Source organism: Streptomyces sp. S6 (assembly GCF_054880855.1).
Window position 1 is genome coordinate 1 of record NZ_JBTYMC010000198.1, and the last position, 12,651, is coordinate 12,651.

The following is a 12,651-nucleotide window of genomic DNA, read 5'->3' on the forward strand; positions in this document are numbered from 1 at the left end:
CGGTCAGCGTGATCCCGGCGGCCCGGGCCACCAGCTCGCACGCGGCGAACGTGGCGTCCGCGTCGGCCGGCGTCGTCCGGCGGGCCGAGGGCTTCCCGATGGACGCGATGAGCGTCCGGTCGGCCTGGACACGGACCGCCTCACCGGCCTTGATCCCGGCGGCGGCCCGGGTCTCGTGGGTGCGCTCCAACTGCTCGATCCAGCGGTCCAGCGTGGTGAGCAGGCGGTACTGCTGATCGACCATGCTCTGCCAGACGGCCGGGTCCATCAGGAGGTCGGCGGCGGCCTCCTGGCCGTAGAGAGCGCCGTACTGGACGGTGCCGGGCGGCACCCGCATCCAGAACACGTCCTCGTCCAGGACCTCCGCCGCTCCCATCGGCGCCTGGAAGAGGATGGAGAGGCTGCGGCCGACGCCCAGGGACAGGGCGTACTCCAGCGGGCTGGTCGTCAGGACCGGGTTGCCGTACTCGTCGTACCCGTACGCCGGCTGATACAGCTCCCGCAGCCCGATCCGGTGCACCACGCAGTCCCGCACCGGCCGCGCCACCAGCGTGTGCTGCGCCCCCGCCACCGGACCGAGCAGCAAAGAGCCCGTCTCCAGGCGGCCCAGATGATGCCAGTGACCCTCCTGCCCGGCGTCCACCGCGAACAGGTCGAGCGCCCCCGACGCGACGAGCCACAGCACCTGCGGCCCCTCCAGGTCCAGCCGGGCCGACCCCGCGCAGTCCAGCCGCGTGCCGAGCTGCCCGAGCGCGCCCAGGACCAGGTCGCCTTCCTCCACCGCCGTCACCGCTCCCTCACCAGTGCCGCGTACGCGCCACCGCGCGCCACCAGCTCCTCGTGCCGCCCGCGCTCCACGATCGTGCCGTGCTGGAGGACGACGATCTCGTCGCTGTCGCGGACCGTGCTGAGCCGGTGCGCGATCACCACACAGGCGCAGCCGCGCCGCCGCAGGTTGTCCATCACGACCAGCTCGGTCTCCGCGTCGAGCGCGCTGGTCACCTCGTCGAGGATCAGGACGCTCGGCCGGCGCACCAACGCCCGCGCGATCTCCAGACGTTGCCGCTGCCCGCCGGAGAAGTTCCGGCCGTCCTGCTCCACCTTGCTCTGGATGCCGCCCGGCCGCCGCATCACCACGTCGTACAGGGCGGCGTCCCGCAGCGCCTCGGTCACCGCGTCGTCCGTGATGGACGGGTCCCACAGCGCCACGTTGTCGCGCACCGACCCCTCGAAGAGGAACACCTCCTGGTCGACGAAGGACACGGACGCGGCGAGCGCACCGCGCGGGATGTCGTCCAGGCGCTGTCCGTCGATGCGGATCACGCCCTCCCAGGGGGAGTAGAGGCCCGACAGGAGACGGGAGACGGTCGACTTGCCGCTTCCGGAGCCGCCGACCAGCGCGACCTGCTGACCCGGGCCGACGGTGAGGTCGAAACCGGACAACAGGGGCTTGTCGAGGGGGCTGTAGCCGAAGGTGAGGTTCTGGAGTTCGACGTGCCCGCGCAGCCGGCGCGTCGAGTCGGCGCCGCCGGGACGGTCGTACAGCGGGTCGGCGCGGAAGTTCTCCACGTCCTTGAGGCGGGCCACGTCCGCCGCGAAGTCCTGGATGCGGCCCGCGACGCCGTTCAGGCGGGTCAGCGGGGCCGTGAAACGGGCGACCAGCGCCTGGAAGGCGACCAGGAGACCCACCGAGATGTGCCCCTCGATCGCGCGCATGCCGCCGATCCACAGGATGAGCGCGCTGTTGAGGGTCGCGAGCGTCGGCGCGACCACGCCCAGCCAGGCGCTCGGCACCCCGAGACGCTGCTGCTCCTCCAGGGTCGTGGCGTGCTGCCCGGCCCACTTGCGGAAGTAGCCGTCCTCACCGCCGGTCGCCTTCATCGTCTCGATCAACTGGAGCCCGGTGTAAGCGGTGTTGGTCAACCGGGCGTTGTCCGCGCGGAGTTTCGCCGTCCGGGTGGCCCGCAGCCGGATCACGACCCGCATCGCGACGATGTTGAGGAGCGCCACCCCGACGCCCACGAAGGTGAGTTGGGGGTCGTAGGTGTAGAGGAGGACGGCGTACAGGACGACGACCACGGCGTCCACGCCCGCCGACGCCAGGTCGCGGGCCAGGGTCTCGGCGACCGCGTCGTTCGACTGGAGGCGCTGGACGAGGTCGGCGGGGGAGCGCTGGGAGAAGAACGTCACCGGCAGCCGCAGCAGGTGCCGCAGGAACCGGGCGCTGGAGAGGGTCGAGGAGATGATCCGCCCGTGGTGGAGGTTGGCCTGCTGGAGCCAGGTCAGGGCGACCGTCAGCAGGACGCAGGCCGCCATGGACGTGAACAGGACGCCCAGCAGGGAAGTCTGGCCGCCGATGAGGAACATGTCGATGTACTGGCGGCTCAGCGCGGGCAGCGCCGCGCCCACCAGGACGAGCAGGAGGCTCGCGAGGACGGCCGCCGGGAGCGTCCCGGCGGTGCCGCGCAGCCGGGCCGGCATCGCGCCGAGCACCCCCGCCTTACGCCCGCCCTTCGCGAAGTCCTCACCCGGTTCCAGGACCAGGACGACACCGGTGAAGCTGCCGTCGAAGTCCTCCATCGGCACGAACCGCCGCCCCTTGGCGGGGTCGTTGATGAACACGCCGCGCCGGCCGAGGCGCCGTCCGGTGCCGTCGTAGACGACGTAGTGGTTGAACTCCCAGAACAGGATCGCCGGAGCGGGCACCCCTTCGAGGGCCGCCAGGTCCATCTGCATGCCCTTGGCGGTGAACCCGTAACTGCGGGCCGCCTTGAGGAGGTTGCTCGCCCGTGAGCCGTCCCGCGAGACACCGCACGCGATGCGCAGCTCCTCCAGCGGGACGTGCCGGCCGTGGTGCGCGAGGACCATCGACAAGGAGGCGGCCCCGCACTCGACGGCCTCCATCTGGAGCACGGTCGGCGTACGGACCGTCTTCGCGGCGCTCACGGGAGCAGCCAGTCGACGGGCCGCTGATCGGCCAGCTTGATCGAACCGCTCGCCAGCGTCATGGAGTCGAGCCCGTACGGCGGCCCTTCGGCGGACGACCACCGGTAACCGCTCTTCGTCGACCGCGACTTGTCGAGCTGGACCAGCACCGCGACGGGCCGTCCCCGCGCGGTGAACTGCTCGCCGAGCTGCGTGTCACCGAGGAACGCGGCGATCTGCCGCGCGGACTGAGCCGTGCGGTCCACGGATTTCACCCGGCCGCGCAGCACGCCGTACCGCTGGGTGGGGACCGTCTGGACGGTGAGGTCGACGGCGGCGTTCGCGGGGATCGTGGCCGCGTTCTCGGCGGGGACGTAGACGGTCGCGTAGAGGGGTTCGTCCGCGTCGGTGACCTTCTCGACGGCCGCGACGTTCGCGCCGGTCGCGATGATCTGGCCGATCGTCGCGGCGAGCGCGGTGACCCGGCCGGCGGCGACCGTGCGGACGACGGCCTCGCCCTGCGCGGTGCGCACCTTCAGCAACGGGGCGTCCGCGGGCAGGAGTTGGCCCTCCTTCGCGAGGACGGCGGTGACCTGCCCGGCCGCCGGGCTCTGGAGGATGTAGCTGCCCTCGCCGTGGGTCAGGACGGCGGGCGCGCTCACCGTGGAGGCGACCGAGCCGGTGACCGCCCACACGGACCCGGCGGCGATCGCGACGACCGACACCGCCAGCACCAGCCAGCCCTGCGGACGCGCGAAACGCACCGGAAGGTCGAGGTCCTCCGGCGACTGGAGCTTGCTCAGAGCCTGTTGGCGGAACTGCATACGACCTTCACCTGGCTGTGGCGGAGAACGGCGAAGAGCCCCGGAGCCGGGTCACGGCTCCGGAGCTCAGCGACTACGAGGTGACGGTCAGAGACCGGCGACCAGGTTGGTGACCGGGGCCACGCTCAGGCCGGTGACACCCTCGACCGTGCCGGTGGCGGTGGCGAGCAGGCCGGAGACCGGGGCAACGCCGTCAACCAGGTGGGTGACCGTGTTGAGCGCGTTGAGGGTCAGGCCGCCGGAGACGTTGTCGAGCTCGGCGTCGGAGATCTGAGCGGTCTGGATGGAGTCCATGATGGAACTTCCCTTCCTGATGGAGGTGCTTGAGGAGGTGACCCCCGTAGGCCGGGGGAGCGGGCCCCCTCGGGGGGACGACTGGATCAAAGCAGCCCGGCACCCCGGCTTCCAATCAATCACCTGTCACTCAGGAGCAGTTGGCGTCCGAGCGGTGATGAACCGTGCAGGCGTGTCCACGGCACGGTGCCGACTTCTTCACATCATGGCGCTTGATCGCTCGGATGAGCGCGGTACGCCGTTGCCGTGAATCCGGCACTCCGCCGTCAAACGTTGCCGGGGCCTTGCCGAGTTGTGCAGGAGGCGCGGCCGAGGTGGCTCTCGTGGGCAATCGGTGTGCAGATTCCCGGGAGTGGTGGTTCGGCCGGGAAATGTCGGCGGAGCGTCGCCGACCGGTCACTCAGAGATTCGGCGGCGGGAGTTCCCGTCAGGAGCAGCGGTATTGAGACAACCGCCGTGAGCAGCGAGAAGACCGGGGAACGCCGCCTTCTCTTTCCGGTGGGCGAGTTGCCCCGGCAGACCATGTCGGGATCGGTACCGGTCAGCGGCATATGGGGAGTTGGCCGATTCCCCGCTGATCCCCGGCCGCCGGCAAAGAAACGGGAAACGGGTTTGAACGCCCTCCGAGGCACCCGCGTACTGATGGCCAACCAGGCGCCGCTGTACGGAGCTGCCGACGAGGCAGCACAGACCCCGTCCCCTCAGGAGGTCGAAGAACGTGAGTCACAAGCGAATCCCGAAGCGCAAAGCGGCGATAGCCGTGGGCGGTGTGGCCGCCCTCGGTGCGGCAGCGCTCCTGCTGCCCAACGCGAACGCTTCGCAGGACGGTGACACGAACGCCTCCTCCGTCATGCCGAAGACCCTGAAGTCCTCCGCTGACGTCTCGGGCCTCGCCACCCAGCTGTCGAAGATGCTCGGCGACTCGTTCGCCGGCTCGTACTACGACGCCGACTCCCGCCAGCTCGTCGTCAACGTCGCGAACGTCTCCGGCGACAAGGACAACGTCGTCGCCCAGGCGCAGCGGGCCGGCGCGAAGGTCCGCGAGGTCGCCAACAGCGCCCAGAAGCTGAAGCAGGCCGCGCAGACCCTGAAGACGCGGGCGACCATCCCCGGCACGTCGTGGGCCGTCGACCCCAGAACGAACAAGGTCCTCGTCACCGCCGACTCCACGGTCACCGGTGCCAGGTGGAACCGCCTCGAATCGACCGTGAACTCGCTCGGCTCGAACGTCGCCACCGTCAAGAAGTCGGCCGGCACCTTCAAGACGTTCCTCTCCGGCGGTGACGCCATCTTCGGTGGCGGCGCCCGCTGTTCGGCCGGCTTCAACGTCACCGCGGGCGACGGCTCGCCCGCCTTCCTCACCGCCGGACACTGCGGTGTCGCCGAGGAGAAGTGGTCCGACTCCGCGAACGGCCAGCCGATCGCCACCGTCGACCAGGCCGTCTTCCCCGGCGCGGGCGACTTCGCGCTCGTGAAGTACGACGACGCCGCCACGCAGGCGCCGAGCGACGTCAACATCGGCGGCGGCCGGAACGTCCAGATCCTCCAGGCCGCCGACGCGACCGTGGGCACCCAGGTGTTCCGGATGGGCTCGACGACCGGCCTCAACGACGGACAGGTCGTCGGCCTCGACGCCACCGTCAACTACCCCGAGGGCACCGTCACCGGCCTCATCCAGACCAACGTCTGCGCCGAGCCCGGCGACAGCGGCGGCTCCCTCTTCACGCAGGACGGCAGCGCGATCGGCCTCACCTCCGGCGGCAGCGGTGACTGCACGGTCGGCGGCGAGACCTTCTTCCAGCCGGTGACGACCGCCCTCCAGGCGACGGGCGCGACCCTCGGCGGCGGCGGGGCCGGCGCGGGCAACGGCCAGGGCCAGGGCAATGGTCAGGGGCAGGACCAGCAGCAGGGTCAGGGCAACGGCCAGGGACAGGGTCAGCAGCAGGGCCAGGACCAGCAGCAGGGCCAGGAGGCCGGCAACGGCCAGGGTGCGGGCAACGGCGCCGGTGACAATGGCGCGGGCAACGGGAACGGCGTCGGCGACCAGGCCGGTAACGGCGCGGGCCAGCAGGCCGGTAACGGCGCGAACGACAACCAGAACCAGAACAACAACCGGGGCGACAACCAGAGCCAGAACAGCGGGCAGAACAACGGTCAGAACAACAACTGACCCCCTGAACCGAACGCTCCACCCGAAGTCCGGCCCTCTCCCCCTGGAGGGCCGGACTTCTCCCGTCCCCGCTCACAACCCCGCCCCCTCAATCCTCCTCCGCCCGCAGCAACAGCAACGCCACATCGTCCAACCGGTCCTCCGCCACCGCATACCGCCCCACCAGCGCGTCCGCCACCTCCTCCAGCCCCCGCCCCCCGTGCTCCGCGAGCCGCCCCGCCACCGCCGCCACCCCCTCCTCGATGTCCACCCCGGGCGTCTCCACCAGCCCGTCCGTGTACAGCGCCAGCACGGAACCCGGCGCGAGCACCACCTCCGTCGTCGGATACGACGCCCCCGCGTCGATCCCCAGCAGCGGCCCCCCGGCGAGATCCAGCACCCGCACCCGCCCGTCCGGCCTGCGCAGCAACGGCGGCGGATGCCCCGCCCGCGCCATCACGGCCCGCCCCCGCGCCGGATCGAGCCGCAGATACAGGCAGCTCGCGAACAGCTCCGCCCCGAGATCCAACAGCAGCCGGTTCGTCCCGCGCATCACCTCCCCCGGCTCCTGCCCGACGGTCGTGTACGCCCGCACCGCCGTCCGGATCTGCCCCATCAGCCCCGCCGCCGTCACGTTGTGCCCCTGCACATCGCCGATCACCGCCGCCGGACGCGGCTTCGACGGCACCAGGTCGTAGAAGTCGCCGCCGATCTCCATGCCCCGGGTCGCCGGCAGATAGCGGGCCGTCGCCCGCAGACCGGGCAGCTCCGGCAGCGAGTGCGGCAGGAGGGCGGCCTGGAGGCCGTGCGCCAGCCGGTTCTTCGCGTCGTACAGCAGCGCCCGGTCCAGCGCCTGGGCGATCAGCCCCGCGAGGCTGGTGAGGACGGCGCGCTCGTGGGTGGAGAACTCGTGCGGCTCGGCGTACGCGAGGACACACGCCCCGACCGGGCGGCCCGAGGCGATCAGCGGGAGATACGCCCAGGCCGCGAAGGTGTCCGGGGTCGCGTCGCGGTCCGGGTAGAGGTGTTCGAGCTGCCGCCGGGAGTCGAAGAACGCGGGCAGCCCGGTCGCCAGCGCGTGCGTGCCGGGCGTCCGACGGGTGAGCGGGACGCCGTCCCAGCGGCCCACGATCTCCGGATCCGGGTACCCGTACTGCCCCAGCACGTGCAGCCGTCCCGCCTGCGACCCGAGCAGCGCCAGCGCCTGGCTCCCGACGGCCGGCGCGATCTCCCGCGCGACCAGCCGGACGACGTCCTCGACGCTCACCGTCTCGGTCAGCGCCCCCGACAGGCTCAGCGCCTGCGACAACGTGACGAGTTGAGGCCGCTCCCCGCTGTCCGGGGCGCGCGGCGTCGTCTCGGCCTCGGCCCGCGCCCGCCCGATCCGCACGCTCAGCCCGTCCGTCCCCGGGTACAGCCGGAAGGACAGCCACTCCGACGGCGGCTTCAGCGCGACGAACGACGTCGGGATCTGGCCGATCAGCGCGGCCCGGTACCGCTCCTCGTACGCCGGGTCGTCCAGCCACGGCACCGACGCCCACAGCCGGCTCCTCATCAGCCGTGCCACCGGTACCCCGAGCAGCCGCGCGGCGGCGGTGTTCGCGAAGTCGACCCGCCCATGCAGATCCAGCGAGCACAGCCCGTACGGCAGCCGCGCCACCAGCCGCGCGGCCTCCGGGAGGGCGCTGGACCGCACGCCGAGGACGTCCCGCTCGGCCCCCGCCGCGTCCACCGTGTCCGCCCGCTCCAGCCGCGTCGCCAGGCGGCGGCAGCCCCCGGTGAGCTGCCGCCGCTCCTCCTCGGACAGCTCGGCGGGGTGCCCGCCCGGCCAGGTCACGAAAACCGCGCCGTACACCGTCGACGGCGTCGCGACCGGCAGCGCGGCCAGGGCGAAGGGGTACGGCAGGACGACCGCGATCCGCGGGTAGCGGCGGGCCATCTCCTCCTCGCCCCCGACCCACACCAGCCGCCGGTCCCGTACCGCCTCGGCGACCGGCAGCGGCGCGCTCAGCCCGACCCGCTCCCAGGGCGCCGCGAACGCGCGCGGCAGCCCCGCCATGACCGCCATCTCCAGAACGGGCTCGTCGTCCGACAGCAGGTACACGGCCCCCGAGTGGGCGCCCACGGCGTCCATCATCGAGGTCAGGCCCTGTGACAGCGGCGGCCCCGCGGACGGCGTCCCGTGCACCGCGACCACCTCCTCGCCCGGCCCTGCGGTCGGAACAAATCTCCTCCGAACCGGCGCCGCGCGCACGGCGAGCGCTCACCCGTACCCCCTCGAACGGTTCATAGGCGACCGAATCGAAGCGCGGCGCGGCATCCGGGCGCCGTACGTGCGCCCCCGCGCATCGCCGTGGCCGGTTCTTCGCGCTCGGAAACGGACCAAGCCACGAAGAATGGGGCAGGCATCTCATAGGACGAGCCGACGGGCGGGCGAGCCGAAAGGACGTAAGTGATCCGGGTACTTCTGGTGCACGACGAGGGACTGGTGCGGACGCTGCTGGCGAGATGGCTGGCGCGGGAGAGCGACCTGCGCGTCCACGACACGCCATGGCACGGCGCGTACACGAGGGTGCGCAGCGTACAGCCCGTGGTCTGCGTGGCGGACCTCGACTGCACGGACAGCTATGGCATCCCCCCGCTGGGCGAGCTGTGCGACCCCGGCGACCGGGCCGCCCCCCGGCTGCTGGTGCTGGCCCGCGCGAACCGGCCGGGCCTGCTGAAACGTGCCCTCGAAGCGGGGGCGCTCGGCTATGTCGACAAGGCGGGGCCGCCCGAGCAGTTACTCGACGGAATCCGGACCGTCGCCCAGGGGGAACGTTTCATCAACGACTCCCTCGGGTTCGGATTCCTCAAGGCCGCGGAGATGCCGCTGACCCGGCGCGAACTGAGCGTGCTGACGCTCGCGGCCGAGGGGGTCTCCATGGCGGAGATAGCCGGGCGGCTGCACCTGTCCCACGGGACCGTCCGCAACTACATGGCGGCGATCACCCGCAAGACGGGGGCACGCAACCGGATCGACGCGATCCGCATATCGCAGGGACAGGGGTGGGTGTGAGTCCGCGTTCAGGAGGCCGACCAGCGCCCCACCAGATCCCGGTAGAGAGCTGAACTCTCCAATAGTTCCGCGTGCGTGCCGTACGAGGTGCGCGCGCCGTCCATGACCAGGACATGGTCCGCGCGGCGGGCCGAGGCGATGCGGTGGGCGACGACGACCAGCGTGCCGCCCGGCCGCGCCGCGAACGCCCGCTCCGCCCGCTCCTCGGCCGCCGGGTCCAGGTGCGAGGTCGCCTCGTCCAGGAGCGCCAGGGGGGCGGGGGACAGATAGGCGCGGGTGAGCGCGATCAGCTGGCGCTCACCCGCGGAGAGCTTCGCGGGCTCCACGCGCGCGTGCAGGCCGCCCAGCCGCGTCACCAGCTTCTCCGCACCCACGGCCTCGACACCGGCCCACAGCTCCGCCTCCGGCACCGGGTCCGCACGCAGGTGCGCGAGGTTCTCGGCGAGGGTTCCCGTGAACACGTACGCCTCCTGCGGGATCAGCACCCGCTCTTCCCGCCCCGCGAGCGCCGACCGCCCGCCGATCCGCACCTCGCCCTCCGTCGGCGTCAGCATGCCCGCGACCAGGGCGGCGAGGGTGGACTTCCCGATGCCGCTCGGGCCGACGACGGTGAGGTGGGCGCCCGGGGGGAGGGCGAGGGTGAGGCCGTCGAGGACGGGGGTGGAGGCGGGGCCGTAGGCGAAGGTGAGGCCGGCCAGGGCCAGGGCGGGGGCGTGGGGTTCGGCCCGGTCGGGGGCGGGGGGCGGCGTCTCCGGGGCCCTGTCCGTCGTCAGGCGGCGCAGGACCACCGTGAGGCGGGCGCCGCTCGTGCCGAGGCCGTGGACGAGGGCGTCGAGGGCGGGCAGCAGGGACTGGGTGACGTAGGCGAACGCGCCGACGAGGGCGCCGGGGGAGACGCCGCGGGCGAGGAGCCAGGGCGTCGTGACCAGGAGGAGGACGACGGGGAGCTGGCCGCCGACCGCCAGCGCGAGGACCCGGGTGACGCTCCAGCGCGCCAGTGAGCGGGCCGCCCGGAACTCCGCGTCGATCAGCCGCCCGGTCTCCTCGTCCGTCTCCCCCTCCGCCCCGGCCGCCGTGATGTCCCGCAGCCCCGGGCAGACCGTCCCGAGGTGCTCCGCGAGGGCCTCGTCGGCCGCGAGATACGCCTCCTGACGGCGGGCCAGGGGACGGAGGGTGACGACGAAGAGGGTGACGCCCGCGGCGAGGGGCGGTACGACGACGGCCACGAACACCGGGGCCAGCGAGAACAGACCGACCAGGGCGCCGGCCGACGTGAACACGAAGGAGCGGGAGACGAGGACGAGACCGGCGGACGTGTCCCTCGCGATCTCGGTCTGCTGAGTCAGCCCGGAGAGCGCGCCCCGCTCGGCGTCCCGCACCCCACGCCGGACCACTCTCTCGACCAGCCGGTCCCGCAACGGCTCGACGAGATCGGCGACCCCGCCGTACACCCGCCCCGTCCCGAACGCCCCGACCACCACCCCTACCCCGGCCACCCCCAGCCACCCCATCCCCACCCCGGCCCGCCCCACGAGAAACCCCTCGTCCAAGGCCCGCGCCAACGCATACCCCAACAAGAACGCCTGGGCGGCCTCCAGGAGGGACCAGAGGGCGAGGCGGAGGAGGACGGTCCGGTGGGAGAGGAGGTGGCGGAGGGCTCGGGGGAGGAGGGCGGGTTCGGTGCTCGGGGCGGGACGGGGAGGGGTGGGGCGTTCCGGCTCGGGGAACGTGGGCACGGAGCCGGGAGCTGAGGGGGCGCGTCGCGGGGAGCCGGGCTCGCCGGGGTCGTCCGAAGAGCGGGCGTTCCCGCCTCCCACGCCGGCGTCCCGCGCCGGACGGCCATCCCCCTCGACCGCACCCGCGTCCCGCCCCGAGAACGCCCGCTCACCACTCATCGCAACCCCTTCCTGTCCCCGCCGGGCCCGCCCGGCTCGCCGGACCGGAGTTCCTCGGCAGCCCTTGACTTCTCCCGCGCACCTCCGACCCGACCGCCCGTGTCACGAGCAGGCCGAGCCCCCTCCGGCTCACGGCCCACCGCTTCCACCCGCGTGTCCATGGCGGCCACCGACCCCGGACGGCCATCGGAACCAGCACCACCTCGCGCACTCCCCGCCGTGCGCACCGCCTCGGCGCGGGTTCTGGTCCGAGCCCGCGAGCCGCCCCCTGCGCGCGCGCCCTCGTCGTCCGCCGCACCCTCCTCCCCGAACAACCCCCGATACCCCGCCACCTTCCACAACTCCGCATGCGTCCCCACCGCCCGGATCCTCCCCTCCTCCACCCACGCCACCGCGTCCGCGCGGGCGGCCGTCGTGGCGCGGTGGGTGATGAGGAGGCGGGTGGTGGGGGTGGACGGGGAGAAGAGGGCGTCGGTGAGGTGGTGTTCGGTGATCGTGTCGAGGCTGGAGAGCGCGTCGTCGAGGACGAGGAGCCGGGCCGGACGGGCGAACGCGCGGGCGAGACCGAGGCGTTGGGCCTCGCCGCCGGAGTGGGGCGCGTCGGCACAGGGTGTGTCGTAGCCGTGGGGGAGGCGGGTGACGAAGGGGTGGGCCTGGGCCTTGCGGGCGGCGGCCTCGGCGACCTGCCGGAGAGACGCCCTCTCCCGGGAGGGGGCCGCGTCGAGGGAGACGGCTCCTCGCCTGGAAGGCACCCTCTGTCCGGAGGCTGCCGCCTCACGGTGAGGTGTCACCCGCCTTTCGGCGGATGCCTCCTGTCCGGAGACCGGCGTGTTCTGCCGAGGGGTCGGCGTCCCGCAGCAGGAAGGCGGCACCCCCTTCTCGGCAGACGCTTCTTCTTCGGCTGGGGCCTCTGGCCTGGAAGGCGCCCTCTGTTCGGAGGCCGGCGCCGTACGGTGAGGTGTCACCCCCTTTTCGGCGGATGCCTCCTGTCCGGAGACCGGCGTGTTCTGCCGAGGGGTCGGCGCCCCGCAGCAGGAAGGCACCCCCTCTTCAGCAGACGCCCCTTCTGCGGCCGGCGTCCCCGGCCCGGAGGGCACCCCTGCCCCCGAAGGCGCCGTCGGCCCGTCGGCCGGCCCCCCGCAGCGAGCAGGCATCCCCTCCTCGGCGACAGGCGGCCGGAGAAGCCCCTCACCACCCGTGGAGGCCGTCCCCAGCATGATCGTGTCCTGGATCGTCGTCCCCAACAGCACCGGCCGGTCGAAGGCGCAGGTGATGGCCGAGCGCAGCTCTGTGGGGGACAGGGACCGCAGGGGGACGCCGTCCAGGAGGATCTCGCCCTCGGCCGGATCCGCGAGACGCGCGGCGAGGGCCGCGAGGAGGGACTTGCCGGAGCCGCTGCGGCCGACGACCGCGAGAGTCGTTCCGCCGGGGACGACGAGGTCGACGCCGTCGAGGACGGTCCGGTCGTCGCGCAGCGCGCGCACCCCGCGCAGTTCCAGGCGGCCG

The 12,651-nt window shown here is 72.8% G+C and carries 8 protein-coding genes and 1 pseudogene; 2 read left to right on the plus strand and 7 right to left on the minus strand.

Annotated features, from left to right (window positions below; translation table 11 throughout):
* From ACVNF4_RS23950 to ACVNF4_RS23965, 4 genes and pseudogenes are all read right to left on the minus strand, one after another.
* A pseudogene (locus tag ACVNF4_RS23950) lies at positions 1–790 on the minus strand (NHLP bacteriocin export ABC transporter permease/ATPase subunit); the annotation flags it as partial.
* Positions 787–2,958 carry an NHLP family bacteriocin export ABC transporter peptidase/permease/ATPase subunit gene (locus ACVNF4_RS23955; protein ID WP_461804947.1) on the minus strand — a complete coding sequence of 724 codons (2,172 nt, stop codon included), beginning with the start codon at positions 2,956–2,958 and terminating at the stop codon, positions 787–789. The pseudogene ACVNF4_RS23950 and the gene ACVNF4_RS23955, both read right to left, overlap by 4 nt.
* Positions 2,943–3,749, minus strand: coding sequence for an HlyD family efflux transporter periplasmic adaptor subunit (locus ACVNF4_RS23960; protein ID WP_461804941.1), 807 nt, complete (start codon positions 3,747–3,749; stop codon positions 2,943–2,945). Before ACVNF4_RS23960 ends, ACVNF4_RS23955 begins: the two co-directional genes overlap by 16 nt.
* 87 nt (positions 3,750–3,836) lie before the next feature.
* The gene (locus ACVNF4_RS23965) at positions 3,837–4,043 is read right to left on the minus strand and encodes a type A2 lantipeptide (protein WP_461804942.1); all 207 of its coding nucleotides are present in this window, start codon (positions 4,041–4,043) and stop codon (positions 3,837–3,839) included.
* Between the two features lie 718 nt (positions 4,044–4,761).
* Between ACVNF4_RS23965 and ACVNF4_RS23970 the strand changes: the two genes are divergently transcribed.
* Entirely contained in the window at positions 4,762–6,213 is a 1,452-nt protein-coding gene (locus ACVNF4_RS23970; RefSeq protein WP_461804943.1) for a S1 family peptidase, read from the plus strand.
* A gap of 88 nt (positions 6,214–6,301) precedes the next feature.
* Here the strand turns inward: ACVNF4_RS23970 and ACVNF4_RS23975 are convergent, their stop codons facing one another.
* The gene (locus ACVNF4_RS23975; RefSeq protein WP_461804948.1) at positions 6,302–8,329 is read right to left on the minus strand and encodes a SpoIIE family protein phosphatase; all 2,028 of its coding nucleotides are present in this window, start codon (positions 8,327–8,329) and stop codon (positions 6,302–6,304) included.
* 315 nt (positions 8,330–8,644) lie between these two features.
* Here ACVNF4_RS23975 and ACVNF4_RS23980 point away from each other — a divergent pair, with 315 nt between their 5' ends.
* Positions 8,645–9,250 (plus strand): LuxR C-terminal-related transcriptional regulator, encoded by a 606-nt coding sequence (locus tag ACVNF4_RS23980; RefSeq protein WP_461804944.1) that lies wholly within the window; start codon positions 8,645–8,647, stop codon positions 9,248–9,250.
* 8 nt (positions 9,251–9,258) lie between these two features.
* On the opposite strand, the gene ACVNF4_RS23985 is transcribed toward ACVNF4_RS23980, so the two are convergent.
* Together ACVNF4_RS23985 and ACVNF4_RS23990 are read right to left on the minus strand one after the other, a co-directional pair.
* Positions 9,259–11,145 carry an ATP-binding cassette domain-containing protein gene (locus ACVNF4_RS23985; protein WP_461804945.1) on the minus strand — a complete coding sequence of 629 codons (1,887 nt, stop codon included), beginning with the start codon at positions 11,143–11,145 and terminating at the stop codon, positions 9,259–9,261.
* Positions 11,142–12,651 (minus strand): ATP-binding cassette domain-containing protein (locus ACVNF4_RS23990; protein ID WP_461804946.1); only part of this gene is annotated, 1,510 nt, incomplete at its 5' end. The genes ACVNF4_RS23985 and ACVNF4_RS23990, both read right to left, overlap by 4 nt.